The following is a 26,720-nucleotide window of genomic DNA, read 5'->3' on the forward strand; positions in this document are numbered from 1 at the left end:
AGGCGGCCTTCGCGCAGGGTTGATCTCGATCAGTGCAGGGCGTCTCGAAAGGCGTATGTTCCCCGCAGCGTTCCCCAAGCCACGAGGTAGACCATGACGATCGATCGCTCCCGCCGCCGTTTCGTGACGCTCGCCGCGGCCGCCGCTGCGGCCCCGCTGGTGCTGCGCACCCTGTCGGCGCAGGCCGCCGACCTGCCGAAGCTGACCCCGGCCGATCCTGCGGCCAAGGCGCTGGCCTATGCCGAGGATGCGGCCACCGTCAAGCATCCGGCATTCAAGCCAGGCAGCCACTGCGCCAACTGCAACTTCTTCAAGGGTGCCGCCGGCGCAGCCTATGGCCCCTGCCAGCTGTTCCCGAAAAACAGCGTGGCATCCAAGGGCTGGTGCAGCGCCTGGGCGAAGAAGGCCTGATAGCGGCTACGGCATCTTCGCCGCGTCCAAAACGAACGGCGCCTTGCGGCGCCGTTCGTTTTTGTCCGATGCGGATCAAGTCAGTCCTTGATCGGCGGAACCGGCTTGGGCGGAATGCCGGCATCGCCTTCGTGCACTTCCACGGTGCCGCGGCCGAGATGGCTCTTGCGGTAGCCATAGATGAAATAGAGCACCAAGCCAATGCCGCCCCAGACCGGCAGCACCATCTTTGCTTCGAACGGCAGGTTGAGATACAGGAACACGGTACCGGCCGCCGCCACCGGGGCCACGATCCACACCAGCGGGGTGCGGAAAGGGCGCGGATGGTGGGGGGCTTTCACGCGCAGGATCAGCACCGCCAGCGCCACCATGAAGAAAGCGAACAGGGTGCCGGAGTTGGAGATGTCGGCCAACTGGCCCACCGGGAACAGCGCGGCGGCCAGCGCGACGAACAGACCGGTGATGAGGGTGACCTTGTGCGGCGTCTTCCACTTGGGATGCACGTCGGACAGGCTCTCGGGCAGCAGGCCGTCGCGCGCCATGACGAAGAAGATGCGGGTCTGCCCGTAGAGCATCATCAGGATCACCGAGGGCAGCGCCAGGTTCGCGGCCAGGCCGACCATGTCGCCCACGCGCGGGTGGTTCAGCATGCGCAGCACGTGCGCCAGCGCTTCGTTGGAGCAGACCAGCGGCTGCTGGCCCTGCGCCAGCAGCGCCTGGCACTGGGCGACGAACTCCGGCGTGCCGGGCTGCACTCCGGGGGCGGTCGGCTGGGCGCCGATCGCACCGACCGCGCCGGCGGCCACCAGCAGGTAGAAGATGGTGCACACCGCCAGGCTGCCGATCAGACCGATCGGGACGTTGCGCTGCGGGTTCTTGGTTTCCTCGGCCGCGGTGGAGACCGCGTCGAAGCCGACGTAGGCGAAGAAGATCGAGGCCGCGGCACCGACGATGCCCAACCCTGAGCCGTTGCCGTTGCCGAACCAGCCATTCGGTGCGAACGGCTCGAAGTGCCCCTTATCGATGACGGGCAGGGTCAATGCGATGAATGCGCTCAGCGCGGCGATCTTGATCGCCACCAGCACTGCGTTGACGCGTGCGCTCTCGGTGGTGCCGATCACCAGCAGGCCGGTGATCGCCAGCGCGATCAGCACGGCGGGCAGGTTGAACACACCGTGGCTGAAATCGACGTGCGGGATGCCGTTGGCGAACGACCATGCCGGGCCCGCGGCCAGCGCGGCGGGCAGTTCGAAGCCGGTCGCGCTTTTCACCAGCCCCATGAAATAGCCGGACCAGCCGACCGAGACCGCGGAGGCAGCGACCGCATATTCCAGGATCAGCGCCCAGCCCACCATCCACGCCAGCAACTCGCCCATCACCGCATAGGTGTAGGTGTAGGCAGAGCCAGATACCGGCACCATCGCGGCGATCTCTGAATAGCACAGCGCCGCCACCGCGCACACCGCGCCGGCGATCACGAAGCTCCACATCATGCCCGGGCCGGCCTTTTGCGCCGCCGCGGCGGTGAGCACGAAGATACCGGTGCCGATGATGGCGCCGATCCCGAGCATGGTCAGCTGGAAGGCGCCGAGCTGGCGGGTGAGGGATTTCTTCTCGGCAGTCTCGAGGATCTTGTCGAGCGGCTTGATTCGCTGGAACAGCATCAGGTGGCTCCCCTTTACTGGCTGGTGCATGGATGACCGCCGCGCCGGCAGTCACAAGCCGCCGACCATAAACGCTCTAGGGGCTCTGGCACAAGCGCCGGCGGTCAGGGCGCGGGATAATGTGCGCATTCATTATCGAGAGGGAGCGTGATGCGCGTCGAAGACACCGGATTTTCCACCGCACTGGACGATTACGCCTCTTGCAATCCCGGCGAGCAGGCCAAGGTGGCCCTGTTTCGCGAGCTATTGGCAGACCCGCAGGATCCCTTCCGGCGCGAGCGCCTGGCGGGGCATTTCACCGCCTCGTGCTGGCTGGTGGATAGAACCGGCGCGCGCGTGCTGCTGACCCATCACCGCAAGCTGGGGATGTGGCTGCAACTCGGCGGGCATGCGGATGGCGAGCACGATCTGGTGCGCGTCGCGCTGCGTGAGGCCGAGGAGGAGTCGGGGCTTTCGGGATTGCGCATCGCCCCGGACATTTTCGATCTGGATCGTCACTGGATCCCCGAGCACAAGGGCGTGCCGGCCCACTGGCATTACGATGTGCGCTATGTGGTGCACGCGGGCGAGTGCGAGGATTTCGTGGTCGGCCCGGAGTCGCTGGATCTGGCCTGGCGCCGGATCGACGAACTGGCGGCCGATCCCTTGGCGGATGCCTCGCTGCGCCGCATGGCCGGCAAGTGGATGGCGCGGCGGCAGGACGCGCGGTAGCGTCAGTACAGCACCCGCGTGCGCAGGGTGCCGGGAATCGCGGCCAGTTCCTCGCGCAGCGCGCTGGCCTGCGCCTCGTCGGCGGCCACGTCGATCACCACGTAGCCCACCTTCGGGTGGGTGCGCAGGAACTGGCCGTCGATGTTGAGCGCATGCCGGCTGAATACCTCGTTGACCTGCGACAGCACGCCCGGCACGTTGCGATGGATGTGCAGGAAGCGCCGGCTGCCGGCGTGCTCGGGGAGCGTGACCTCGGGAAAGTTCACCGCCGACAGAGTGCTGCCGTTGTCGCTGTAGCGGATCAGCTTGGCGGCGACCTCGGTACCGATGTTGTCCTGTGCCTCCAGCGTGCTGCCGCCCACGTGCGGAGTGAGCAGCACGTTGTCGAAGCCGCGCAGGGGTGACTCGAAGCCGGGTCCGTTGGCCTCCGGCTCAATCGGGAACACGTCCACCGCCGCGCCGCCTAGATGGCCCGAGGCCAGCGCCGAGGCCAGCGCGTCGATCACCACCACGCTGCCGCGCGAGGCGTTGATCAGATGCGCGCCCGGCTTCATCAGGCTCAGCTTTTCGGAATCGATCATCCACTGCGTCGCCGGGGTCTCCGGCACGTGCAGAGTCACCACATCCGCCTGCGCGAGCAGGTCGTCCAGCCCCGCGGCCGGCTGCGCGTTGCCCAGCGCCAGCTTGGTCTGGATGTCGTGGAAGATCACCCGCATTCCGAGCGCTTCGGCCAGCACGCCGACCTGGGTGCCGATGTGGCCGTAACCGATGATCCCCAGCGTCTTGCCGCGCACCTCGTGGCTGCCGGCGGCGGATTTGTCCCAGACCCCGCGATGGCACTGCGCGTTCTTCTGAGGGATCCCGCGCATCAGCATCACCGCCTGCGCCACCACCAGTTCAGCCACGCTGCGGGTGTTGGAGTAGGGCGCGTTGAACACCGGGATGCCGGCCAGTTCGGCCGCGTCCAGGTCCACCTGGTTGGTGCCGATGCAGAAGCAGCCGACCGCGATCAGGCGCCGTGCCTCGGCCAGCACATCCGCGGTCAGCTGCGTGCGTGAGCGGATGCCGAGGATGTGGGCGTGGGCGATGCGCTCCTTGAGCTTGTCGGGCGGTAGCGCCTTGGGGTGGGTTTCGATCTGGGTATAGCCGGCCGCGCGGAAGGCCTCCACCGCGCTCGCGCTGATGCCTTCCAGCAGCAGCACGCGGATGTCCTGTTTCGGGAACGAGGTTTTCTTCTTCGGCGGCATGGCGGCGTGCAGGCGAGGCGATGAGGAAACGAGCGCCGACTATAGCCAGAAACCGCCCGCGTTGTTGCGCTGCGGCATGCTATGTTCCGGCTACGTCCAGACGGCCCTGCGCCTTTCCATGACCGATGCTCGCCTTGCCTCGCTGCGCGCCGCCCTGCCTGGGCTGCGCCTGCTGACCGATCCCGCCGACCTTGCGCACTACGGCCGCGACTGGACCCGGCGCTGGACGCCGGCGCCGCTCGCGATCGCCCTGCCGGGCAGCGTGGAGGAGGTGCAGGCGGTGGTGCGCTGGGCGAATGCCGAGGGCGTGGCGCTGGTGCCCTCGGGCGGGCGCACCGGGCTGTCGGGCGGGGCGGTCGCCGCCAACGGCGAGCTGGTGGTCAGCCTCGAACGCATGAACAGGGTGCTGGGCTTCGACCCGGTGGACCGCAGCCTCAGCGTGCAGGCCGGCATTCCGCTGCAGCTGGCGCAGGAGGCGGCGCGCGCGCACGGGCTGTACTACCCGGTGGACTTCGCCGCGCGCGGTTCCTGCACCATCGGCGGCAATATCGCCACCAATGCCGGCGGCATCCGGGTGGTGCGCTACGGCAATACCCGCGACTGGATCGCCGGGCTCACTTTCGTCACCGGCAGCGGCGAGGTGCTGCGGCTGGGGCGTGGACTGGTGAAGGATTCCAGCGGCTACGACCTGCGTCATCTGGCGATTGCCTCGGAAGGCACGCTGGGGATCGTGGTGGAGGCGACGCTGCGGCTGACCGACCCGCCGCCGCCGACCCGGGTGATGCTGCTGGCGCTGCCCAGTTTCACGGCGCTGATGCAGGTGTTCGCCGCATTCCGCGGCCGGCTGCAACTGCAGGCGTTCGAGTTCTTCACCGACGTCGCCCTGAAGCACGTGCTGGCGCATGGCGGGCAGGCGCCGTTCGATGCGGTCCATCCCTTCTACGTGGTCACCGAGTTCGCCAGCGATGACACCAGCGAGGCCGAGGCGCTGGCGGCGTTCGAGCAGTGCATGGGAGAGGGGCTGGCCAGCGATGGCGTGATCGCCGCCAGCCAGGCGCAGGCGGCCCAGCTGTGGCACCTGCGCGAGGGCATCACCGAAAGCCTGGCGAAATACCTGCCCTACAAGAACGACGTGTCGGTGCGGATCGCGGCGATGCCGGCGTTCCTTGCCGAGGCGCAGGCATTGCTGGCGCGCGAGTACCCGCAGTTCGAGGTGGTCTGGTTCGGCCACATCGGCGACGGCAACCTGCACATCAACATCCTCAAGCCCGAAACGGCGGCGCAGGCGGACTTCGTGGCCGACTGCGAGCGCGTCACCAAGCTGCTGGCCGAAGTGTTGCAGCGGCATGGCGGCAGCATCTCGGCCGAGCACGGCATCGGGCTGGTGAAGAAGCCCTACCTGTGGTGCACGCGCAGCGCGGCGGAGATCGCGGCGATGCGCGGCATCAAGGCGGCGCTGGACCCGAACGGAGTGATGAACCCCGGCAAGCTGTTCGATTGAAGCCGCATTGGCGGCTGGCGCGCTTGCAAGTTTGCGTGCGCTTGCCGGGCGTTCGTGGGTGCGTTCTTACTCCGCCCGTCCGGCGAACTCGCCGGTGGTGGTGTTCACCCACACCTTCTCGCCGTTGCCGATGTACTCCGGCACCATGATCTCGATGCCGGTCGCCAGCTTGGCCGGCTTCGGGCGCTTGGTGGCGGTGCCGCCCTTCAGCTCCGGCGGGGTATCCACTACTTCGATCGCCACCGACTGCGGCAGCTGGATCGCCACCGGCGCATCCTCGATCAGTTGCACGTAGATACCGCTCAGCCCCTCCACGATGTAGCCGGCGGCATCGCCCACCGCGTCGGCATCCAGGGTGTACGGGGTGTAGTCCTCGTCGTCCAGAAACACGAAGGCGTCGCCATCGCGGTAGGAATAGGTGCATTGACGGCGCACCAGGTCCACCTCGCGCAGATCGTCGTCGGCATCGAAGCTGGCGTCCAGCTTGTTGCCGCCGGGGATGGCGTACATGGTGAAACGGTAGCGCACGTTGCCGCCGCGGCCCTGCGGGCTGCTGCGCTCGATGTCGCGGATCTGGTACACGCCGCCGTTGTATTCGACGACGTTGCCTTTCTTGATGTCGTAAGCCTTCATGCGTGGATTGGCCTGTGCAGAGTGGGAAGAATGGCGCGCGGCTGGCTTACTTCGGGGCCAGCCGGGTGGCGCCATCCAGGCGGATGGTTTCGCCGTTGAGGTAGGCGTTGGTCAGAATGTGGCCGACCAGGTCCGCGAACTCCTCCGGTTTGCCCAGGCGCGATGGGAACGGGATGGTCGCGGCCAGCGATTTCTGGACGTCTTCCGGCATGCCGTCCACCATCGGAGTCCAGAACACGCCGGGCGCCACGGTCATCACGCGGATGCCGAAGCGCGCCAGTTCGCGCGCCATCGGCAGGGTCATGCCGATCACGCCGGCCTTGCTGGCGGAGTAGGCGGCCTGGCCGATCTGGCCCTCGTAGGCGGCCACCGAGGCGGTATTGACGATCACGCCGCGCTCGCCGTCGGCGCCGGCGTCGTTGTGCTGCATGCGGTCGGCGCAGGCCTTGGCCACATTGAAGCTGCCGACCAGGTTCACCATCACGGTAGTCTGGAAGTGGGCGAGCGTCATCGGGCCGGTCTTGCCCAGCACGCGCCCGGCGCCAAGGATGCCGGCGCAGTTGATGCAGGCGTTCAGCCCGCCGAGGAAGGCCTGCGCCGCGCCGACGTTGGTAGCGACCTGGACTTCGTCGGTGACGTTGGTGTTGAAGTAGCGGGCGTTGGCCTCGCCGAGTTCGGCGACCGCGGCCGCGCCCTTTTCATCGTTGAGGTCGAACAGGGCGACCTTGCCGCCGTGGGCGACCAGATGCCGGGCCACGGCCAGGCCGAGGCCGGAGACGCCGCCGGTGACGACGGCGCGGACGTTCGAAAGCTGCATAGGGAGATCCTGCTGCTGCGGGGAAGCGCGGATTTTACCGGAGCAGGGCAGACCGCCGGAGGGGGCTCATTCGGCCACGAGGTCGCGCAGGTAGAAGCGATTGCAGCCGCCGTGCCCGGTGGCGCCCAGCGGGGCGTCGAGGCGGCGAAAGCCGCTGCGCTCGTACAGCCGCATCGCCGCGTCCATCCCGGTCAGGGTCTCCAGGTAGCAGCGGGTGAAGCCGAAGCCGCGCGCGGTCTCCAGGCAGCGCGCCATCAGCGCCGTGCCGGCGCCAAGCCCGCGCGCCTCGCGCAGGAAATACATCTTGCGCAACTCGCAGGTGTCGGGATCGCCGCCGGAAAGCGGCGCGATGCCGCCGCCTCCGACCACGCGCCCGTCGCGTTCGGCCACGAAATAGGCATGTCGCGGTGCGGCGTAGGCGCGGCTCATCCAGTCCACTTCCGGGTCGGCGATGGCAAAGCCGCTGCCCACCGCGCCGAACTCCGGCATCACGGTGCGGATGATGGCGGCAATGGCCGCATCGTCACTGGGTTGGATCGGGCGCAGGAGAAATGGAGGCATGTGGGAGCGGGCAGGCGGCAGGAGAGAGGATCAGGAGGACAGCGCGCGGCCGACCTTGCTGCCGGTTTCGCGCCCGAGCAGGCCGGCCAGCCAGCGCCCGGTCTCGGCCAGGCGCGCCAGGTCCACCCCGGTTTCGATGCCCAGTCCGTGCAGCATGTACACCAGATCCTCGCTGGCGAGGTTGCCGCTGGCGCCTTTCGCATACGGGCAGCCGCCGGCGCCGGCCACCGCGCTGTCCACCACCGCCACGCCTTCCTCCAGGCAGGCCAGCACGTTCGCCAGTGCCTGCCCGTAGGTATCGTGGAAATGGATCGCCAGCGCGGCCATCGGCACTTCGCCGGCGACCGCGCGCAGCATCGCGCGCGCCTTGCCCGGGGTACCGACGCCGATGGTGTCGCCGAGCGAGATTTCGTAGCAGCCCATCTGATACAGGGCGCGCGCCACGCGCACCACGTCGGCCAGCGGCACCTCGCCCTGGTAGGGGCAGCCGAGCACGGTGGAGACGTAGCCGCGCACGCGCACCCCGTCGGCGCGGGCGCGCTCCAGCACAGGCTGGAAGCGCTGCAGCGACTCCTCGATCCCGGCGTTGGTGTTCCTGCGGTTGAACGCCTCGGAGGCCGCGGTGAACACCGCCACTTCCCGCGCGCCGGCGGCAAGGGCGCGGTCGTAGCCGGCTTCGTTCGGCACCAGCACCGGGTAGGACACGCCCGGCGCGCGCGCGATCCCGGCCAGCACCTCGGCGGCATCGGCCATCTGCGGCACCCACTTCGGGCTGACGAAGGCGGTGGCCTCGATGCTGCGCAGGCCGGTTTGCGACAGGCGGTCGATCAGCTCGATCTTGCGCGCGGTGCCGATGTCGGTCTTCTCGTTCTGCAGCCCGTCGCGCGGGCCGACTTCCACGATGCGGACGGCGGCGGGCATGGCAGCGGATGCGGACATGGGATCAATCCTCCAGCACGGCCAGCACGGCATCGGCATCCACGAAGTCGCCGGCGGCGGCGCGCAGCTCCGCCAGCACGCCGTCGCGCGGGGCCTTCAGGGCCAGCTCCATCTTCATCGCCTCCAGCACCAGCACCACCTCGCCGGCTTTGACCGACTGTCCGGGGCGGGCCTGCACCAGCACTACGCGGCCGGGCATCGGCGCGCGGATGCGGTGGTCGCCGGCGGCCTCGCCGCCGCCGCCGTCGCGGTTGCCGGCGTCGATCCGCAGGGTCAGCCGGGTGTGGCCATCATGCACCTGCACCTGGCCGGTGGCGAGATCGGTGTCGGCGTGGAAGCGGCGCATCGCGCCGTCGATGCGCAGGCTGAGCGCGCCGTCCTGCCAGCGTGCGCCATCGATCACGTGGGGATGTCCGTCACGCAGCACACGATAGTGGCCGCCGTGGCCGTGCGCACGCAGTTCGATCCTGGCCTCGCCGTGCAGCAGGTGCAGCCGGCGCGCGCCGGCATGGCCCAGGCGCCAGCCGTCGGCCAGCGCCCATGGCGAGGTTGGGTCGGGCGAGGCCGCGGCCGCCGTGGCGGCTGCCGCTTCCTGCGCCAGCAGGCAGGCGCAGGCGGCGGCCAGCACCGCGGACGGCTCCGGGCAGGCGGGGGCGAGGAATTCGTCGAGATGGCGGTCGAGGTAGCTGGTGTCGATCCGCGCCTCCACCACCGCCGGGTGCCGCACCAGCCGTTCGAGGAAGGCCACGTTCGATTTCGGGCCCGCGATCCGGCAGTGCGCCAGCGCCTCGCGCAGGCGCGCCAGCGCGCGCGGGCGGTCTTCGTCCCACACGATGAGCTTGGCGATCATCGGGTCGTAGAAAATGGTGACGGTGTCGCCCTCGACCACGCCCGCGTCGATCCGCACGTGCCGCGACGGCGGCGGCAGGCGCAGCGTCTGCAGGGTGCCGGAGCCGGGCAGGAAGCCGGCATCGGGGTCTTCCGCATACAGCCGCACCTCGATCGCATGGCCGCGCTGCACGATGGCCTCCTGCGCCAGCGGCAGCGGCTCGCCGGCGGCGATCCGCAGCTGCCATTCCACCAGGTCGAGCCCGGTCACCAGCTCGGTGACCGGGTGTTCCACCTGCAGGCGGGTGTTGATCTCCATGAAGAAGAACTCGCCGCTTGGGGCCACGATGAACTCCACCGTGCCGGCGTTGGCATAATCGATCGCGCGCGCCGCCTGCACCGCCGCGGCGCCCATCGCGGCGCGCAGCTCCGGGGTGAGGAACGGCGAGGGCGATTCCTCCAGCACCTTCTGGTAGCGGCGCTGCGCCGAGCACTCGCGCTCGCCCAGATGCAGCGCATGGCCGTGATGGTCGGCGAATACCTGGATCTCGATGTGGCGCGGATGCTCGATGTAGCGCTCCAGCAGCACGCGGTCGCGGCCGAAGGCGTTTTTGGCCTCGCGCTGGCAGCTTTCCAGGGCGGAAGCGAACTCGAAGGGTTCGCGCACGATGCGCATGCCCTTACCGCCGCCGCCGTGCGCGGCCTTGATCATCAGCGGGTAGCCGATGCGGTCGGCCTCGCGCTGCAGCCGCTCGGGCGACTGGTCCTCGCCGGTGTAGCCCGGCACCACCGGCACGCCGGCGGCGGCCATCAGGTCCTTGGCGCCGGCCTTGCTGCCCATCTTGCGCATCGAGGCGCCGGATGGGCCCACGAACACCAGCCCGGCGGCCTGCACCGCGTCGGCGAAGTCGGCGTTCTCGGACAGAAAGCCGTAGCCGGGGTGGATCGCCTGCGCGCCGGTCTTCCTCGCCACTTCGAGGATGGCGTCGCCGCGCAGGTAGCTGTCCTGCGGGCGCGGGCCGCCGATGCAGTGCGCCTCGTCGGCCAGCCGCACGTGCTGGGCGTCGGCGTCGGCCTCGGAGAACACCGCGATAGTGCGGATGCCGAGCTTGCGCGCGGTGCGGATCACGCGGCAGGCGATTTCGCCGCGGTTGGCGATGAGCAGGGATTCGAACATCAGCGGGGCATCCAGCGGGGCTTGCGTTTTTCCAGGAAAGCGGCGATGCCTTCCTGGCCCTCGGGGGAGACGCGCAGGCGGGCGATCAGGGCGGCGTTGTCGGCGTCGTGTCTGGCGCCGTCGTGATGCGCGCACACGGCACGCACCAGCTGCTTGGCGGTCGCGCTCGCCCGCGGGGCGGCGTTCAGCAGTAGATCGACCTGGCGCTGCACCGCCGCATCCAGCGTCTCCGTGGGAACGACCTGATGCAGCAGGCCAATGCGCAGGGCTTCGGCGGCATCGAAGATTTCAGCGGTTGCGAAATAGCGGCGCGCGTTGCGGCTGCCGATGGCGGCGATCACATACGGCGAGATCACCGCCGGCAGCAGGCCCAGCCTGCTTTCGGTCAGGCCGAACTTCGCCGTGGGCACCCCGATGGCGATGTCGCAGCAGGCCACCAGGCCCACCCCGCCGCCGTAGGCATCGCCGTGGACGCGCGCGATGGTCGGCTTCGGCAGTTCGTCCAGGGTGCGCATCAGGCGGGCGAGGGCGAGCGAATCCTCGCGGTTTTGCTCCTCGCTGGCGGCGGCCATGGCGCGCATCCAGTTCAGATCGGCGCCGGCGGAGAACGCGGGGCCGTCGCCTTCGAGCACCACGACGCGCACGTCGGGGGCGGTTGCCAGCGTCTGCAGGGCAGCGGTGAGTTCCGCGATCAGCGCGGCGTCGAAGGCGTTACGCAGATCAGGGCGCGTCAGGCGCAGGCGCGCGAGTGGACCCTGGCGGTCGAGGTGCAGGGCAGCGGGCATGGGCGCAGCGGGTCTCCGGGAGTTTCGGGCCAAGCGCAATGATAAACGCCACATTGGCCGGGCTTGCGCAGGATCAAGGCGGCGCTTCCTCTTGGTGCTAGAATCGAGAACGATTCCTATTTGTGTGCCGCCTGCATGGTGCTGACCGAACTTCCGCCGCGCAAATCCGCCGTCGTTGCCGCGGTCGATGAGCGCGCGCCCAACGACCCAGTGGCGCGCCGGCTACGTGAACTCGGGTTCGTCGCCGGCGAGCCGGTCACGGTGGTCGCGACCGGGCCTCTGGGCGCCGACCCGCTGCTGGTGCAGGTGGGCTTCACCCGCTTCGCGCTGCGCAGGGTCGAGGCCGCACGCGTGCGTCTGCGCGGCCATGACGGAGCCGGCGCATGAGTCATTCCGTCGCCGTTTCGCGTATCGCCCTGGTCGGTAATCCCAACTGCGGCAAGACTGCGCTGTTCAATCTGCTCACCGGCAGCCGCCAGAAGGTGGCCAACTATGCCGGTGTCACCGTCGAGCGTAAGGAGGGCTGGCTGACGCTGCCGTCCGGGCAGCGCTGTTCGGTGCTGGACTTGCCGGGCGCCTACAGCCTGCATGCGGCCAGCCTGGACGAGGCGGTGACGCGCGATTTGATCCGCGGCTTCTATCCCGGCGAGCCGGCTCCGGACGTCCTGGTATGCGTGGTGGATGCCACCAATCTGCGCTTGCACCTGCGTTTCGTGCTGGAGCTGCGTGCGCTCGGGCGCCCGATGCTGGTGGCGCTGAACATGATGGACGTGGCGCGCCGGCGCGGGATCGCGATCGACGCCGCGGCCTTGGCGCGCGAACTCGGGGTGCCGGTGGTGGAGACGGTGGCGGTGCGCCGCGACGGCGCGCAGGCGCTGGTGCAGGCTCTGCAGCACATGCCGGCAGCGCCGCCCGAGACCCGGCAGCTCGACGAGGCGGCACTGCACGCCGAGGTGCGCAGGCTGCTGGGGTTGGCGGTGCGCATGCCGCGCCGCACCGCGGCGATCGACGATGCGCTCGACCGTTGGCTGCTGCATCCAGTGGTTGGGCTGCTGGTGCTGGCGCTGGTGATGTTCCTGATCTTCCAGGCGGTGTACGCCTGGTCCGCGCCGCTGATGGAGGCGATCGAGGCAGCCACCACCTGGGTCGGCGTCCAGCTCGGTCAGGCGTTGCCCGAAGGACCGCTGCGCAGCCTGCTGGTGGACGGTGTGATCGCCGGAGCCGGCAGCGTGCTGGTGTTCCTGCCGCAGATCCTGATTCTGTTTTTGTTCATCCTGGCGCTGGAGGAATCCGGCTATCTGCCGCGCGCGGCATTCCTGCTGGACCGGCCGATGGCGGCGGCGGGCCTGTCCGGACGCAGTTTCATCCCGCTGCTGTCCAGCTTCGCCTGCGCGGTGCCCGGCATCATGGCCACGCGTTCGATCCAGGACCCGCGCGACCGCCTGACCACGATCCTGGTCGCGCCGCTGATGACCTGCTCGGCGCGGCTGCCCATCTACACGCTGCTGATCGGCGCGTTCGTGCCGCGGCGCGACGTCTGGCTCGGGCTGAACCTGCAGGGGTTGGTGCTGTTCGGTCTGTATATGGCCGGCATCCTCAGCGCGCTGCTGGTGTCTTTCGCGATGAAGACATGGCGTCATGATGGGAGCGAGCATCCGTTGCTGATGGAACTGCCGTCCTACCGCCTGCCGCATCCGCGCGATCTGGCGATCGGGCTGTGGGAGCGGGCACTGATCTTTCTCAAGCGGGTGGGCGGCATCATCCTGGCGCTGACCGTCCTGCTCTGGTTTCTGCTGAGTTTCCCGGCTCCGCCCCCGGGCGCCGCCGGCCCGGCGATCGACTACAGCCTGGCCGGTCGTATCGGGCATGCGCTTACGTATGTCTTTGCGCCAATCGGCTTCAACTGGCAGATTTGCGTCGCGCTGATTCCGGGGCTGGCCGCGCGCGAGGTAGTGGTGTCCTCGCTGGCGACCGTGTATGCGCTGTCCGCCGGTAGCGACGAAGCGGCGGCGCAGGCGCTGGCTCCGCTGCTGCAGAGCCAGTGGTCGCTGGCCACCGGGCTGTCGCTGCTGGTCTGGTACATCTATGCGCCGCAGTGCCTGTCGACCCTGGTGACGATCCGCCGCGAGACCCATTCCTGGCGGCAGACCGTGTTCGCCGCTGGCTATCTGTTCGCGCTGGCCTATCTGGCCTCGCTACTGACCTACCATCTCGTATCGGTCTTGGGGGCGGGATGATCGCAGTGCCGCTGTGGCTGCAATACCTGCTGGTCGCGCTGGCGGTGCTGGCCAGCGCGGCGGTGGTCATGCGCAGGCAGTTTCCGAATGTCAGCCGTCGCCTGCGGCTGATGCTGGCGCTGCCGTTGGCGCGTCCTGGGCGGCCGGCGTGGATGCACGCGCTGGCACGCCGGATCGCACCGCCGGTGCAAGACCACGGCAAGCGCTGTAGCGGCTGCGATGGTTGCGACTGAAAGCGCGCTTCAGCGGCGCAGTGCCGCCTGCTGCGCGAGCTGGGTGATGCGCGTCCAATCACCCGCGCCAATGGCATCCTCCGGCAGCATCCACGAACCGCCGACGCAGGCCACGTTGGGCAGCGCGAGATAAGCCGGCGCCTTGCCGGCGTCGATTCCACCGGTGGGACAAAAGCGTGCCATCGGCAGCGGCCCGGCCAGGCCCTTGAGCGCGGCCACGCCGCCGCTGGCCTCGGCCGGGAAAAACTTGAAGCGTTGCCAGCCATGTTCCAACCCGCGCATCAGCTCACTGGCGGTGGCGATGCCGGGGATCAGTGGAATGCCGCAGTCTTTGCCGGCCGCATAGAGCGCGTCGGTGGCGCCAGGCGAGATCGCGAAGGCGGCGCCGGCATCTGCCACGCGCGCCAGGTCTTCGGCGGATAGCACCGTGCCCGCGCCCACGCAGGCCTCGGGCAGCGCGCGCCTGAGCAGGGCGATGGCGTCCAGCGCGCAGGGCGTGCGCAGGGTCACTTCCAGTACCGGCAGGCCGCCGGCGAGCAGGGCGCGCGCCAGCGGCAGGGCATCCTCCAGGCGGGCGATGGTGAGCACCGGGATCACCGGCGCGCGCGCGAACACGGCATCGATGCGTTCGCGCAGCTGGATGGGATCGAACATGGTTAGGACTCCGAGGCGCGCAGCGCGCAGGCGGCGCCGAGCAGGCCGGGATGGGGGTGGGTGATGACCTGGATCGGGACCGATTCCAGCAGGGTCGCCATGCGGCCTTTGGCCAGGAAACGCTCGCGGAAGGCGCTGCTGCGCAGGAACGGCAGGAAGCGCGGCACGATGCCACCAGCGATCATCACCCGGCGCGCGCCGTGGATCAGGGCGCAGTCGCCGGCCACGCTGCCCAGCACCGCGCAGAAGCGCGCCAGCGCGCGGCGTGCGGCCAGGTCATGCCCATCCAGCGCGGCGGCCACGATCTCGGCCGGATCGCGCAGGGCCGGGCGGCGCAGGCTGCTCTCGCCCGGCAGCAGGGTAGCCGCGGGCGGCACGGCCGCCCCGCGCAGCACCAGGTCGATTTCCGACAGGCCGCGGCCGCACAGCAGGCGCTCGGTGGACGTGCGCCCGTGCTGGGCGGTCAGCCATGCGGCGATCGCGCGCTCTTCGTCGCCGATCGGGGCGAAGCCGACGTGGCCACCTTCGGTTTCCACCACCTGCCAGCCGCGTTCGCCATCCCCGACCAGCAGCGCCACGCCCAGCCCGGTGCCGGGGCCGAGCACGCTGATCGGCCCACGTAGCGGCGCGCGCGCATCGCCATGCAGGGTCACCAGATGCTCGTCCGCCAGCGCCGGCACGGCCCAGGCGACCGCGCCGAAGTCGTTGAGCATGCGCAGTTCGGAGAGCCCCAGCGCGGCTTGCAGCTCGTTGCGTGAGAACGACCAGGCGCGGTTGGTCAGCCGGATCTCGTCGCTGCCCACCGGGCAGGCCACCGCCAGCGCAGCGCGGCGCGGGGCCGCCTGCACGTCGGCCAGATAGTGTTCGATCGCATGCTGCAGGCTGGCGAACTCGGCGTTCGGCAGCGACTTCGAGGCGCGCAGCTCGGTCCGCGGCGCCGTCAGATCCACCAGCGCGAAGCGGGCATTGGTCCCGCCGATATCGCCTACCAGGGCCAGCGAATCCGTGCTCATGCATCGGCCCCGAACAGGCTGCAGGCGCCTTCTTCGGCGGAGCCGACGGTGTGGCGCATCAGCCCGAACAGCTCGCGCCCGGTGCCTGCCTGATTGGCGTCCAGTGCCAGCGCGGCCGGCGAGCGGGCCTCCCATTCGGCGGCATCGACTAGGGCTTCCACGGTTCCGGCCTCGGCGTCGATGCGCACCAGATCGCCTTCGCGTAGCTTCGCCAGCGGCCCGCCGCAGGCAGCTTCCGGGGTGAGATGGATCGCTGCCAGCACCTTGCCCGAGGCGCCGGACATGCGGCCGTCGGTGAGCAGGGCGACGCGTTGGCCGCGGTCCTGCAGGGCGGCCAGGGTCGGGGTGAGTTTGTGCAGCTCCGGCATGCCGTTGGCGCGCGGCCCCTGGCCGCGCACCACCGCGACGAAATCCCCTTCCAGCGCACCGGCCTGGAACGCCGCGAGCAGGGCGTCCTGCGAGTCGAAGATCCGTGCCGATGCCGTGATCCGGCGGAACTCTGGCGCGACCGCGGAAATCTTGACCACGGCGCGGCCGAGATTGCCTTGCAGCCGGCGCAGGCCGCCTTCGGCATCGAACGGCGCGCTGACCGGGCGCACGATGTCGAGGTCGCCCGATTGCGCGGAAGGGGCCCGCCAGCGCAGGGCCAGATCGTCCAGATACGGCTGCATCGCCTGCTGGCGCAGGCTGCCGCCATGCATGCAGGCGATGTCCTCGTGCAGCAGCCCGGCGTCCAGCAGTTGCGCGATCACGAAGCCGATGCCGCCGGCGGCTTCGAACTGATTCACATCGGCCGCGCCGTTGGGGTAGATCCGCGCCAGTAGCGGGGTGGCGCGTGAAATCGCGTCGAAATCGTCCCAGTCGATCAGCAGCCCGGCCGCGCGCGCGATCGCGACCAGATGCAGCGTGTGGTTGGTGGAGCCGCCGGTGGCGGCCAGCCCGACCATCGCATTGACGATGGCTTTTTCGTCGATGGTGCGCGCCAGCGGTCGATAGTCGTCGCCGAGCGCGGTGATGCGCAGCGCCTGCTCGGCCGCGGCCACGGTCAGCGCATCGCGCAGCGGGGTATTGGGCGGCACGAAGGCGCTGCCGGGCAGGTGCAGGCCCATCACCTCCATCAGCATCTGGTTGGAGTTGGCGGTGCCATAGAAGGTGCAGGTGCCGGGCGCGTGGTAGGAAGCCGCCTCGGCGTCCAGCAGCTCGTCGCGGCTGGCCTGGCCGAGCGCGTAGCGCTGGCGCACTTCCGCCTTCTGCTTGTTGGGAATGCCCGAGGGCATTGGCCCGGCCGGCACGAAGATCACCGGCAGGTGGCCAAAGCGGAGCGCGCCGATCAGCATGCCCGGCACGATCTTGTCGCATACGCCAAGACACAGCACGGCGTCGAAACAGTCGTGCGAGAGCGCCACCGCGGTGGCCATCGCGATCACGTCGCGCGAGAACAGCGAAAGCTCCATCCCGGCGCGGCCCTGGGTGATGCCGTCGCACATCGCCGGCACGCCGCCGGCCACTTGCGCGCTGCCGCCGGCGTTGCGCGCGGCCATCCGGATCAGCGCCGGGTAGTGTTCCAGCGGCTGGTGCGCGCTGAGCATGTCGTTATAGGCGGTGACGATGCCGATGTGGGGGCCGCGTCCAGCGCGCAGGGCCGGTTTGTCAGGGCCGGCAGCGGCGAAGGCGTGCGCGAGGTTGCCGCAGGAGAGCCGGTGACGGAACGGACCCTGGGCGCGTGCTGCCTCCATCTGCGCCAGATACCCGGCACGGGTCGCGCGGCTGCGTTCGGCGATCCGGGCGGTGATGCGCGCGATGACGGGATGCAGGGGGACGGCCATCTTAAGGACTCCAGTGAACGTCGATGGGGAGGCCGGCTCGCAGCAGGGCGGCGATCGGAAGCGATGAGTCGCGGGCGTGCCAGGCGCGTTCCAGCATCGCGCGTTTGTCCTGCCCGGTGATCGCCAGCAATACGCTGTGTGCGCGCAGCAGGCGTGGCAGGGTCAGACTGATGCGCGCGAACGGGGCCTGCGGCGGCAGCGGATCGGGCAGGGTGGCGATGACCTCCTGGCCACTGTCCAGGGCCAGACCGGCGGCCAGGTTGGCATCGCCCGGGAACAGCGAGGCGATGTGACCGTCCGCGCCCATGCCGAGCAGTACCGCATCGAACGGCGCAGGATGGGCGGATAGCAGGGCGCGTGCCTGCATCAACGATGCCTGGATGTCGCCATCGGCGCAGGTCAGCGCGTGCACCTGCGCATCGCGCGTGGCTGTGAATGCCGCGCGCAGCTCCCTCACATTGCTGGCGGGGTGGTCATGCGCGACACAGCGATCGTCGGTAGGAACCACGTCGAGGCGGCCGGGCCGCTTCGACGCGGCGAGGCGTGCGTAGATCGGAAGCGGGGTGCGCCCGCCGGCCAGCGCCAGCCAGGCATGGCCGCGCTCGGCCACGCCGGCATCGCAGCGCTTGGCCAGCACCGCGGCGACAGCCCTGGTCAGGGCATCGGGGTCGGCATGTGCGTGGAAGCGGACCCCCATCGCGGTTTACTCCCGCCAGGCATGGCCGAGGCGATCCAGAAGCGAGGCTGCGGCCGCCGGGCCCCAGGTGCCGGCAGGATAAGGGCGCGGCAGCATGCTGGCAGCGCGCCAGCCGGAGGCGATCGCGTCCACCCACTGCCAGGCGGCTTCGGTCTCGTCGCGGCGCACGAACAGGGTGCCGTTGCCTTCGATTGCATCCAAATACAGCCGCTCGTAAGCGATGCGCCGGCGCGCGCTGGAAAACTCCTGGTGGAAATCGAGGTCCAGTGCCACCTGCGACAGGCGCAGGCCGTGCCGGTCCAGCCCTGGAGTCTTGCTCATCAGGTCGAGTTCGATGCGCTCCTCGGGCTGCAGCTTGATCAGCAGCCCGTTCGGGCGCATGTCGGCGGCCGCCGCGCCGCCGAAGATCGAGTACGGGACCTTGCGGAACTGCAGATAGATCTCGGTGCTGCGCGCCGGCAGGCGCTTGCCGGTACGCAGATAGAACGGCACCCCGGACCAGCGCCAGTTGTCCACGTGCGCGCGCAGGGCCACGAAGGTTTCGGTAGGGCTGGGGTGCCCCAGTTCCTCGGCGTAGCCGGGAACCAGGCGGCCTTCGACCGCGCCGGCGGTGTATTGACCGGTGACCGATTCGCTGGCGACGTTGCCGGCGTCGATCGCACGCAGCGAGCGCAGCACCTTGATCTTCTCGTTGCGCACCGCGCTCGGGTCGAACCGCGCCGGCGGCTCCATCGCGACCAGGCACAGCAGCTGCAGCAGGTGGTTCTGCAGCATGTCGCGCAATGCGCCGGCCTCGTCGTAATAGTCGCCGCGGCCCTCCACGCCGACGGTCTCGGCGACCGAGATCTGCACCTGCTCGATGTGGCGGGCGTTCCACAGTGGTTCGAACAGCGCATTGCCGAAGCGCAGCGCGATCAGGTTTTGCACGCCTTCCTTGCCGAGGTAGTGATCGACCCGATACACGCGCTCCTCGTCGAAGGCGTGCGCCACTGCCTCATTGATGGCGATGGCGCTGGCCAGATCGTTGCCGATTGGCTTTTCCAGCATCACCCGGGTGCCGGATCCGGCGGCGCCATGCGCGGCCAGCGCCTGGCAGATGGGGCCATAGAACTTCGGCGCGGTGCTCAGGTGGTAGAGCACATCGCCTGTGCGCAGGGCCTGCACGCGCGCGGCCAGTGCCGCCATCGAGGCATCGTCATCGGCGCCGGCGGGCAGGTAGTCCAGGCGCTCCAGCAGGCCGCGCAGGGCATCCTCGCTGCGCTCGTGCGCGGGGATGCGCTGCGCGATGCTGTCAGCCACCAACTGCACGAAGCCCTCGCGATCCAGCTCACTACGCGCGCTGCCGAGAATGCGCATGCCCTCCGGCAGCAGACGTTCGGCCTGCAGGCTGTACAGCGAGGGCAACAGCATGCGCCGGGCCAAATCACCGGTGGCGCCGAAGATGGTCAGCAGTGAAGCGGATGCAGGGCGGGTCACGTAGCGTGGTCTGGAAGAGCGTAAGGTGTTTCGAGCTTAATACGCTTTGCCGTACGCGATGGCCTGCACACGATTTCATTCATGTCTGGCCGCATCTCTGGCCGCATCGCGCATACGTCTGGGTATGTCCAGGGGCTGCGATTTAGAATCCGCTTCCAGATTCCTCAAGGCCATGGCATGCCCCGCGCTTCTTCCTTTACCCGTGAACAGCTGCTGGCCAGCGCCCGTGGCGAGTTGTTTCCCAACAGCGTCGCGCGCCTTCCGGCGCCTCCGATGCTGATGTTCGACCGCATCGTCGAGATCAACGACCACGGCGGCACGCATGGCAAGGGCTTCGTCCGCGCCGAGCTGGACATCCGCCCGGATCTCTGGTTCTTCCAGTGCCATTTCCTCGGTGACCCGGTGATGCCGGGCTGCCTCGGGTTGGATGCGATGTGGCAGCTGGTCGGCTTCTATCTGACTTGGCTCGGCGCGCCTGGGCGCGGGCGTGCGCTCGGTTGCGGCGAAGTGAAGTTCAGCGGCCAGGTACTGCCCACCGCCAAGGTGGTGAGCTACGAGATCGACGTCGCCCGCGTCATCAACCGCAAGCTGGTGGTGGCGCAGGCCGATGCCCGCACCCTGGTGGATGGTCGCGAGATCTACACCGCCAAGGACCTGCGGGTTGGCCTGTTTACTTCTACGGAAAGTCTCTGACATGCGTCGCGTCGCAATCACTGGCATGGGCATCACGTCCTGCCTCGGCAACGATCTGGATACCGTCTCGCGCGCCCTGCGCGAGGGCCGCTCCGGCATCCGCACGCTGCCCGACTCGGTCGAGCGCGGCCTGCGCAGCCAGGTGGGCGGCGCGGTCGAGGTGGACCTCGAGGCCGCGATCGACCGCAAGCTGAAGCGCTTCATGAGCGATGCCGCCGCCTACAGCTATCTGGCGCTGCGGGATGCGATCGCCGATGCCGGGCTGGACGAGGCGCAGGTCAGCCATCCGCGCACCGGCCTGATCGCGGGCTCGGGCGGCGGCTCCAGCCGTTGGCAGGTGGAGACCGCCGACATCGCCCGCACTCGCGGCGCGCGCAAGGTGGGGCCGTACATGGTGCCGCGCACGATGTGCTCCACGGTATCCGCCAATCTCGCCACCGCCTTCCACATCAAGGGTGTGAGCTACTCCATCAGCGCCGCCTGCGCGACCTCCGCGCACTGCATCGGCGCGGCCGCGGACCTGATCCGCCATGGCGTGCAGGACATCGTGTTCGCCGGCGGCGGCGAGGACCTGGACTGGACGATGACGGTGATGTTCGACGCGATGGGTGCGCTGTCCACCGGCTACAACGCCACGCCCGAGCGCGCCTCGCGTCCGTACGATGCCGGCCGCGACGGTTTCGTGATCGGCAGCGGTGGCGGCATGCTGGTGCTGGAGGACTGGGATCATGCGGTCGCGCGCGGTGCTCGCATCTATGCCGAGCTGGTCGGCTACGGCGTCACCAGCGACGGCGCCGACATGGTTGCGCCCAGCGGAGAAGGCGCGGTGCGCTGCATGCAGATGGCGCTGGCCCACGTCGATCGTCCGGTGGATTACCTCAATACCCATGGCACCGCGACCCCGTTGGGCGACATCGTCGAGCTCAAAGCAGTGCGCGAGGTGTTCGGCGATGCGATGCCGCCGCTGTCGTCCACCAAGGCGCTGAGCGGCCATTCGCTGGGCGCCGCGAGCGTGCACGAGGCGATCTACAGCCTGCTGATGCTGCGCGACGGCTTCATCGCCGGCTCCGCCAACATCGACGTGCTTGACCCGCAGGCGGAGGGCTTTCCGATCGTGCGCACGAGCCGCGAGGCGCGGCTGGACGTGGTGATGTCCAACAGCTTCGGCTTCGGCGGCACCAACGCCGCGCTGGTGTTCGCGCGCGCCTGATGGCGGGCGGTCCCTGCGTGGTCAGCCGACGTCCTGAGCCTTGGTTTGGGGCGGAAAACCGGCTATCATTCTCCGCTTACCCGGCCATCCCGGCCGCTGGGCAACACTGAAACGCTATGGTCAAGATCCGTCTCACCCGTGGTGGCGCGAAGAAGCGTCCCTTCTATCACATCATCGTCACCGACAGCCGCAGTGCGCGCGACGGCCGTAACATCGAGCGCCTGGGCTACTACAACCCGGTGGCGCAGGGCCAGGAAAAGCGCGTCGAGCTGAACCTGGAGCGCCTGAAGTACTGGGTGGACAACGGCGCGCAGATGACCGACAAGGTCGCCGACCTGTACAAGGCGGCCGCCAAGGCGGCTTGATCCACCGCGGCGACGCCCGTGCAGCGGCGTCGCCGGATGCATTGATTCCGATGAGCGCACCGTCAGCCGGTCAGCGGATGATTGCCGTGGGCCGCTTGCACGGTGCGTTCGGCGTGCGCGGAGAGGTCAAGCTGGAAAGCTATACCGAGCCGGCCCGCGCCATTGCCCGCTATCAGCCGTGGACCCTGCGCGATGCGCGCGGTGGCGAGCGTGTGTGCGAGGGAGCAAAAGTGCGCGCCGGCGCCAAGGGCCTGATCGCCACCCTGCCCGGTGTCACCGATCGCGATGCCGCCGACGCACTGCGCGGAACCGAGGTGCTGGTGCCGCGCAGCGTCCTGCCGCCGCCAGCGCCCGGCGAGTACTACTGGGTGGACCTGGAAGGCCTGCGCGTGGCCAATGTCGAGGGCGTGGACTTCGGGCGCGTGGCCTACCTGTTCGATAACGGCGCCAACCACGTGCTGGTGGCGCAGGGCGAGCGCGAGCGCATGATCCCGTTCGTCCAGCCCGACTTCATCCGCGGCGTCGATTTCGAGGCCGGTCTGGTGACGGTGGACTGGGACCCGGATTTCTAGCGTCCTGCCGGCATGCGCTTCGACATCGTCAGCCTGTTTCCCGAGTTCGTCGCGCAGCTTGCTGCGCACGGCGTGGTCGGGCGTGCCGGCGAGCGCGGGCTGCTGACGATCCAGGGCTGGAACCCGCGCGATTTCGCCGAAGGCAATTACCGCCGGGTGGACGATCGCCCGTTCGGCGGCGGCCCGGGCATGGTGATGCTGATCGACCCGCTGCGCGCCGCCCTGGCCGCCGCGCGCGCGGCCGATCCTGCGCCGGCGCGGGTGGTCTATCTCAGTCCGCAGGGGCGTCGCCTCGACCAGCGCAAGGTGCGCGAGCTGGCGGCGCTGCCGCGCCTGATCCTGCTGTGCGGCCGCTATGAAGGGGTGGACGAACGCCTGTTGCAGGCCGAGGTGGACGAAGAGCTGTCGATCGGCGACTACGTGCTGTCCGGCGGCGAATTGGCCGCGGCGGTGGTGATCGACGCGGTGGCGCGGCTGCTGGACGGCGCCCTGGGTGATGCCGACTCCGCGGCCCAGGACAGCTTCGAGGGCGACGGGTTGCTGGATTGCCCGCATTACACCCGCCCGGTGGAACACCCGCTGGGCCGGGTGCCGGAGGTGCTGCTGTCCGGTAATCACGCCGAGATCGCGCGCTGGCGGCGGCAGCAGTCGCTCGGACGCACCTGGCTGCGCCGGCCCGACCTGCTGAACGAGGCGGCGCTGTCGAAGGCTGATCGCGCCCTGTTGGAGGCATTCCGGACGCAATGGCTGGCGGCGGCTGGCAAACCGCCGGACGAGGACGCCTGAGGCGCGATGCCTGGGCCTGAGACAGCCGACACGCGTCAAGATTTCCGGCTATAATGCGCGGCTGGGCTTTGTCCCAGAATCTTTAGTGCCATGACGCGGGTCCACGTGCACTCGCGCAACAACGACTCCAACAGGCGCGTGCCGTGCACGCAACATTTTTGACAGGTTGATCCCCATGAACAAGCCCTCGATCCACACCCTCGTCCAGGACTTCGAAGCCGCCCAGGTGGCGCGCAAGCTGCCCGACTTCGGCCCCGGCGACACCGTCGTCGTCAACGTCAAGGTGAAGGAAGGCAACCGCGAGCGCGTGCAGGCCTATGAGGGCGTGGTGATCGCGAAGAAGAACGCCGGTCTGAACTCTTCGTTCACCGTGCGCAAGATTTCTCACGGCTATGGCGTCGAGCGCGTGTTCCAGACCCACAGCCCCACGATCGAGTCGGTGGAAGTCAAGCGCCGTGGCGATGTGCGCGCCAGCAAGCTGTACTACCTGCGGGGCCTGGAAGGCAAGAAGGCGCGCATCAAGGAAGATCTGGCCGGCAACGCCAAGGCCAAGGCCGCCGCGGCCGCCGCGGCCGCCGAGTAAGGCGCCTTCGCGGTTCTTGCGACGGCCACCCTTGGGTGGCCGTTTGCGTTTCCAGCGCAGCAACGCCTCCGCATGCCGATTCCAGACGTCAGTGCCAGCGTCCGCCTCGACCTGTGGCTGTGGGCCGCGCGCTTCTTCAAGACCCGTGCGCTGGCCAAGCGTGCGATCGAAACCGGCAAGGTCGAGGTCGGCGGCCAGCGCGCCAAGCCCGCGCGCGGCGTGCGGGTGGGCGATGCACTGATCGTGCAGCGCGCGGAGGAGCGGTTCGAGATCGAAGTGCTGGCGCTCAGCGATACGCGCGGCCCGGCCAGCGTCGCCCAGGCTCTGTACCGCGAATCCGAGGCCTCGCGCCAGGCGCGCGAGCTCGCGCGCGCGCAGCGTGCGGCCGAGCGCGCCGGCTACCAGCCGCCCGAGACCAAGCCGGACAAGCGTGCCCGCCGCCTGATCCGTGCGTTGGGCGATATCGACGCGCTGTAGCCCGCCTGCCGCCGCTCGCGTTGCCGTGCGGCCTTTCCCCTATGCCGAACGCAAGGGGCGCATAGGCCGTTTCGGGAATGGCGGCGGCGCCGATGGCTCCGCATCCTGCGCGGCATTGCAAGGTTTGCGGCGGAGAGGCAGATGACGGTGCTCAGGAATGGGTCCAGCGGGCCCGAGGTGCGGCGCCTGCAGGAGGCGCTGAATCGCAAGCTGCCGGGCTGCAACCTGCAGCCGGATGGCCGTTACGGGCCGCGCACGCAGGACGCGGTGCGCCGCTTCCAGGACCAGGCCTGGCTGGTGGTGGACGGCGAAGCCGGCCCCTGCACCCAGAACGCGCTGTTCGATACCGAGGCCTATCCGCCGGTCCAGCACCAGCGGCCCTTCATCCCGCAGCCGACCAGCTCCACCTGCTGGGCCGCTGCCACCGCCATGCTCAAGCGCAGCAGCGTGGCGGCGGTCAAGGCCGCCACGCCGTCCGACATGTGGGACGATGTGAACGGGCTGTACAACGCCTCCGATCTCGCCAACTGGCGACCGCTGACCGAGCGCTATGCGCGCGTGCATGGGCTGCGTTTCTATCCACCGACGTCGTGGACCCCGCAGGCATTCGCCGGCATGGTGCGGCAGGGGCCGGTGATGGTGGACACCCTGTGGAGCCCGAGCGGCTATCTCAAGCGCGTCCCCAGCGGCTACCAGGGCAGCCCCGGGCACATGACCCTGGTGGTGGGCGTGCGCGGCGACAACGATCCCAGCGGGCGCGGTACTACGTTGATGGTGTACGACCCGTGGGAGCCGAACGTGGGCCGGCGCTGGCGGGTGAGCTATTACCACTGGATGGGCGAAGTCTCCACCCGCACCTACCGCCTGTTCCAGTAGCATCAGTTCGCTGCGGGCAGCGGCGGCAGGTCCACGTTGCGCTGAAACTCGAAGATCAGCCGGGTCTCGATGTGCGCCACCTCTTCGCGCTCGGTGAACGCGGACAGGGTGAACTGGCGCAGATGTTCACTGTCGCGCACCCCGACATGGGCGAGGAAGTCGTCGGCACCGGCCACGTGATAGCAGGCCAGCACTTCCGGCAGGCTCAGCAGGTGGCGGTGGAAACCGTCCACCAGCGCGCGCGAATGCCGCGCCAGGCGTACCGACACCATCGCCTGCAGGCCGATGCCGAGCGCCTCCGGCGCGATCTCGGCGTGGTAGCCCAGCAGGATCTTCGCCTCGCGCATCCGCCGCACCCGCTCCAGCGCGGTGGAAGGGGCGATCCCGGTCTTGTCCGCCAGGTCCTTGTTGGGCAGCCGCGCATTCTTCCGCAGCAGCCGCAGCAGGGCGTAGTCGATTCGGTCGAGCATGCGGATTTCCCCGTAATGCGAAATATTATTCGGTCAAGATATGGTCAGGCGAACTAGGTTCTAGCATAGCGGCAGTCGACCGTATCGGAGGCTGCCATGCACCGTTTCCAGACCACCGCCGTCCATGCCGGCCGCGCCGACTTCGGCGCCCTGTGCGTGCACGCCCCGCCGCTGGATCTGTCCACCACCTACCCGGTGGCGGATCTGGCCGTGGGCACGGCCAGCTTCGATGCGTTGGTGGCCGGCGCCGCCGAGGCGGCCAATCCGATCTACGCGCGCTTGCACAATCCCACCGTGGCCCGCACCGAGCGCGCGATCGCTGCGCTGGAAGGCACCCAGGCGTGCGTCGCGTTCGCCTCCGGGATGGCGGCGATGACCGCGGTGCTGTTGGCGCGCGCGCAGCATGGCAGGCACGTGCTGGTGGTGCGCCCCTTGTACGGCACGTCCGATCATTTGCTGGCCAGTGGCATGTGCGGGCTCGAGGCCGAGTTCGTGCAGGCCGACGAGATCGCTGCCAGGCGCCGCGCCGACACCGCGCTGGTGGTGATCGAGACTCCGGCCAACCCGACCCTGCAGCTGGTGGATATCCGCGCGGTGGTGGCGGCCGCCGGCGAGGTGCCGGTGCTGGTGGATTCCACCTTCGCCACCCCGGTGCTGCAGCGCCCGGCCGAGCTCGGCGCTACCTACGTGCTGCACAGCGCGACCAAGTTCCTCGGCGGCCACGGCGACGTGATCGCCGGGGTCATCTGCTGCGACGAGGCGCATGCGGCGCCGCTGCGCACCGTGCGCGCGGCGACCGGCGCGCTGCTGCATCCGCTGGCCGCGTATCTCCTGCATCGTGGCCTGCCGACCCTGAAGCTGCGGGTGGAGGCGGCGCAGGCGAATGCGCAGGCGCTGGCGCAGCGCCTGCAGCAGCATCCGGCGGTGGCGCGGGTGTTCTACCCGGGCCTGGCGGGTGCGCAGGGTGCGCACCTGGTGGGCAGCCAGATGCGCGGTCCCGGCTGCCTGCTGGCGTTCGAGCTGCGCGGTGGCCACGCCGCGGCGGCGGCGGTGATGGCCGCGGTGAAGGTAATGACGCCGGCGGTGAGCCTGGGTTCGGTGGATACCCTGATCCAGCATCCGGCAGGCCTGACCCATCGGGTGGTGGAGGAGTCCGTGCGGGCCGCTACTGGCATCACTCCCGGCCTGTTGCGGCTGTCGGTGGGTATCGAGGATGTCGAGGATCTGTGGGACGACCTCGCGCAGGCGCTGGCGACTGTGGGCTGAAATCGTCCGTGG

29 protein-coding genes are annotated in these 26,720 nt (G+C 69.3%); 15 read left to right on the top strand and 14 right to left on the bottom strand.

What is annotated here, in order from left to right:
- Positions 1-93 precede the first annotated feature (93 nt).
- A complete protein-coding gene (locus ML342_RS01165) occupies positions 94-411 on the top strand; it encodes a high-potential iron-sulfur protein (RefSeq protein ID WP_240125075.1) in 318 nt (105 codons plus the stop codon).
- 80 nt (positions 412-491) lie between these two features.
- On the opposite strand, the gene ML342_RS01170 is transcribed toward ML342_RS01165, so the two are convergent.
- Positions 492-2,105 (bottom strand): amino acid permease, encoded by a 1,614-nt coding sequence (locus ML342_RS01170; RefSeq protein ID WP_240125076.1) that lies wholly within the window; start codon positions 2,103-2,105, stop codon positions 492-494.
- Between the two features lie 120 nt (positions 2,106-2,225).
- Between ML342_RS01170 and ML342_RS01175 the strand changes: the two genes are divergently transcribed.
- Complete coding sequence (locus tag ML342_RS01175; RefSeq protein ID WP_338064965.1) at positions 2,226-2,786, top strand: NUDIX hydrolase; 561 nt, start codon at positions 2,226-2,228, stop codon at positions 2,784-2,786.
- A 2-nt stretch (positions 2,787-2,788) separates the two neighbouring features.
- Here ML342_RS01175 and serA read toward each other — a convergent pair whose 3' ends face one another.
- The gene (gene serA, locus ML342_RS01180; protein ID WP_240125077.1) at positions 2,789-4,033 is read right to left on the bottom strand and encodes a phosphoglycerate dehydrogenase; all 1,245 of its coding nucleotides are present in this window, start codon (positions 4,031-4,033) and stop codon (positions 2,789-2,791) included.
- A gap of 118 nt (positions 4,034-4,151) precedes the next feature.
- Between serA and ML342_RS01185 the strand changes: the two genes are divergently transcribed.
- The gene (locus tag ML342_RS01185) at positions 4,152-5,534 is read left to right on the top strand and encodes a D-2-hydroxyglutarate dehydrogenase (protein ID WP_240125078.1); all 1,383 of its coding nucleotides are present in this window, start codon (positions 4,152-4,154) and stop codon (positions 5,532-5,534) included.
- A gap of 66 nt (positions 5,535-5,600) precedes the next feature.
- Here ML342_RS01185 and yeiP read toward each other — a convergent pair whose 3' ends face one another.
- The 6 genes from yeiP to ML342_RS01215 form a co-directional block, all read right to left on the bottom strand.
- Positions 5,601-6,167 (bottom strand): elongation factor P-like protein YeiP, encoded by a 567-nt coding sequence (gene yeiP / locus ML342_RS01190; RefSeq protein WP_240125079.1) that lies wholly within the window; start codon positions 6,165-6,167, stop codon positions 5,601-5,603.
- Between the two features lie 46 nt (positions 6,168-6,213).
- Complete coding sequence (locus ML342_RS01195; protein WP_240125080.1) at positions 6,214-6,984, bottom strand: SDR family NAD(P)-dependent oxidoreductase; 771 nt, start codon at positions 6,982-6,984, stop codon at positions 6,214-6,216.
- A 66-nt stretch (positions 6,985-7,050) separates the two neighbouring features.
- Positions 7,051-7,545, bottom strand: a complete 495-nt coding sequence (locus tag ML342_RS01200; RefSeq protein ID WP_240125081.1) for a GNAT family N-acetyltransferase — start codon at positions 7,543-7,545, stop codon at positions 7,051-7,053.
- 30 nt (positions 7,546-7,575) lie between these two features.
- Complete coding sequence (locus ML342_RS01205; RefSeq protein ID WP_240125350.1) at positions 7,576-8,466, bottom strand: hydroxymethylglutaryl-CoA lyase; 891 nt, start codon at positions 8,464-8,466, stop codon at positions 7,576-7,578.
- Between the two features lie 22 nt (positions 8,467-8,488).
- Positions 8,489-10,489: an acetyl/propionyl/methylcrotonyl-CoA carboxylase subunit alpha gene (locus tag ML342_RS01210; protein WP_240125082.1), complete on the bottom strand. Its 2,001-nt coding sequence runs from the start codon at positions 10,487-10,489 to the stop codon at positions 8,489-8,491.
- Positions 10,489-11,274: an enoyl-CoA hydratase/isomerase family protein gene (locus ML342_RS01215; RefSeq protein WP_240125083.1), complete on the bottom strand. Its 786-nt coding sequence runs from the start codon at positions 11,272-11,274 to the stop codon at positions 10,489-10,491. Before ML342_RS01215 ends, ML342_RS01210 begins: the two co-directional genes overlap by 1 nt.
- A 135-nt stretch (positions 11,275-11,409) precedes the next feature.
- On the opposite strand from ML342_RS01215, the gene ML342_RS01220 reads away from it, so the two are divergent.
- The 3 genes from ML342_RS01220 to ML342_RS01230 are packed head-to-tail and all read left to right on the top strand — an operon-like array spanning position 11,410 to position 13,744.
- Entirely contained in the window at positions 11,410-11,661 is a 252-nt protein-coding gene (locus tag ML342_RS01220; RefSeq protein ID WP_240125084.1) for a FeoA family protein, read from the top strand.
- The gene (feoB, locus tag ML342_RS01225) at positions 11,658-13,511 is read left to right on the top strand and encodes a ferrous iron transporter B (protein ID WP_240125085.1); all 1,854 of its coding nucleotides are present in this window, start codon (positions 11,658-11,660) and stop codon (positions 13,509-13,511) included. The genes ML342_RS01220 and feoB overlap by 4 nt, the downstream gene beginning before the upstream one ends.
- On the top strand, positions 13,508-13,744 hold the full coding sequence (locus tag ML342_RS01230; RefSeq protein WP_439655127.1) for a DUF6587 family protein: 237 nt from the start codon (positions 13,508-13,510) through the stop codon (positions 13,742-13,744). The genes feoB and ML342_RS01230 overlap by 4 nt, the downstream gene beginning before the upstream one ends.
- Positions 13,745-13,753: 9 nt before the next feature.
- Here the strand turns inward: ML342_RS01230 and ML342_RS01235 are convergent, their stop codons facing one another.
- From ML342_RS01235 to zwf, 5 genes are read right to left on the bottom strand one after another with little or no spacing between them, the layout of a single operon-like run.
- Positions 13,754-14,398, bottom strand: coding sequence for a bifunctional 4-hydroxy-2-oxoglutarate aldolase/2-dehydro-3-deoxy-phosphogluconate aldolase (locus ML342_RS01235; RefSeq protein ID WP_240125086.1), 645 nt, complete (start codon positions 14,396-14,398; stop codon positions 13,754-13,756).
- Between the two features lie 2 nt (positions 14,399-14,400).
- Entirely contained in the window at positions 14,401-15,411 is a 1,011-nt protein-coding gene (glk, locus tag ML342_RS01240; protein ID WP_240125087.1) for a glucokinase, read from the bottom strand.
- Complete coding sequence (gene edd / locus ML342_RS01245) at positions 15,408-17,237, bottom strand: phosphogluconate dehydratase (RefSeq protein ID WP_240125088.1); 1,830 nt, start codon at positions 17,235-17,237, stop codon at positions 15,408-15,410. Before edd ends, glk begins: the two co-directional genes overlap by 4 nt.
- Before the next feature lies 1 nt (position 17,238).
- Positions 17,239-17,934, bottom strand: a complete 696-nt coding sequence (gene pgl, locus ML342_RS01250) for a 6-phosphogluconolactonase (protein WP_240125089.1) — start codon at positions 17,932-17,934, stop codon at positions 17,239-17,241.
- Between the two features lie 6 nt (positions 17,935-17,940).
- Complete coding sequence (gene zwf, locus ML342_RS01255) at positions 17,941-19,410, bottom strand: glucose-6-phosphate dehydrogenase (protein ID WP_240125090.1); 1,470 nt, start codon at positions 19,408-19,410, stop codon at positions 17,941-17,943.
- Positions 19,411-19,587: 177 nt separating this feature from the next.
- Between zwf and fabA the strand changes: the two genes are divergently transcribed.
- The 8 genes from fabA to ML342_RS01295 all read left to right on the top strand — a co-directional run bounded on the left by fabA (position 19,588) and on the right by ML342_RS01295 (position 24,972).
- Positions 19,588-20,103, top strand: a complete 516-nt coding sequence (gene fabA / locus ML342_RS01260; RefSeq protein ID WP_240125091.1) for a 3-hydroxyacyl-[acyl-carrier-protein] dehydratase FabA — start codon at positions 19,588-19,590, stop codon at positions 20,101-20,103.
- A gap of 1 nt (position 20,104) precedes the next feature.
- The gene (fabB, locus tag ML342_RS01265) at positions 20,105-21,313 is read left to right on the top strand and encodes a beta-ketoacyl-ACP synthase I (protein ID WP_240125092.1); all 1,209 of its coding nucleotides are present in this window, start codon (positions 20,105-20,107) and stop codon (positions 21,311-21,313) included.
- 116 nt (positions 21,314-21,429) lie between these two features.
- Entirely contained in the window at positions 21,430-21,678 is a 249-nt protein-coding gene (gene rpsP / locus ML342_RS01270; protein WP_240125093.1) for a 30S ribosomal protein S16, read from the top strand.
- 50 nt (positions 21,679-21,728) lie between these two features.
- Complete coding sequence (gene rimM, locus ML342_RS01275; RefSeq protein WP_240125094.1) at positions 21,729-22,250, top strand: ribosome maturation factor RimM; 522 nt, start codon at positions 21,729-21,731, stop codon at positions 22,248-22,250.
- A 12-nt stretch (positions 22,251-22,262) separates the two neighbouring features.
- Positions 22,263-23,036: a tRNA (guanosine(37)-N1)-methyltransferase TrmD gene (gene trmD / locus ML342_RS01280; protein ID WP_240125095.1), complete on the top strand. Its 774-nt coding sequence runs from the start codon at positions 22,263-22,265 to the stop codon at positions 23,034-23,036.
- 175 nt (positions 23,037-23,211) lie between these two features.
- Complete coding sequence (rplS, locus tag ML342_RS01285; protein ID WP_240125096.1) at positions 23,212-23,619, top strand: 50S ribosomal protein L19; 408 nt, start codon at positions 23,212-23,214, stop codon at positions 23,617-23,619.
- Positions 23,620-23,691: 72 nt separating this feature from the next.
- A complete protein-coding gene (locus ML342_RS01290; RefSeq protein WP_240125097.1) occupies positions 23,692-24,096 on the top strand; it encodes an RNA-binding S4 domain-containing protein in 405 nt (134 codons plus the stop codon).
- A 141-nt stretch (positions 24,097-24,237) separates the two neighbouring features.
- Positions 24,238-24,972 (top strand): peptidoglycan-binding protein, encoded by a 735-nt coding sequence (locus ML342_RS01295; RefSeq protein ID WP_240125098.1) that lies wholly within the window; start codon positions 24,238-24,240, stop codon positions 24,970-24,972.
- A gap of 2 nt (positions 24,973-24,974) precedes the next feature.
- Here the strand turns inward: ML342_RS01295 and ML342_RS01300 are convergent, their stop codons facing one another.
- Positions 24,975-25,442 (bottom strand): Lrp/AsnC family transcriptional regulator, encoded by a 468-nt coding sequence (locus ML342_RS01300; RefSeq protein WP_240125099.1) that lies wholly within the window; start codon positions 25,440-25,442, stop codon positions 24,975-24,977.
- A 96-nt stretch (positions 25,443-25,538) separates the two neighbouring features.
- Here ML342_RS01300 and ML342_RS01305 point away from each other — a divergent pair, with 96 nt between their 5' ends.
- Positions 25,539-26,708 (top strand): trans-sulfuration enzyme family protein, encoded by a 1,170-nt coding sequence (locus ML342_RS01305; protein ID WP_240125100.1) that lies wholly within the window; start codon positions 25,539-25,541, stop codon positions 26,706-26,708.
- The last annotated feature ends 12 nt before the right edge of the window (positions 26,709-26,720 follow it).

Origin of the sequence: Thermomonas alba, assembly GCF_022419205.1 — a bacterium.
Lineage (GTDB): Bacteria > Pseudomonadota > Gammaproteobacteria > Xanthomonadales > Xanthomonadaceae > Thermomonas > Thermomonas alba.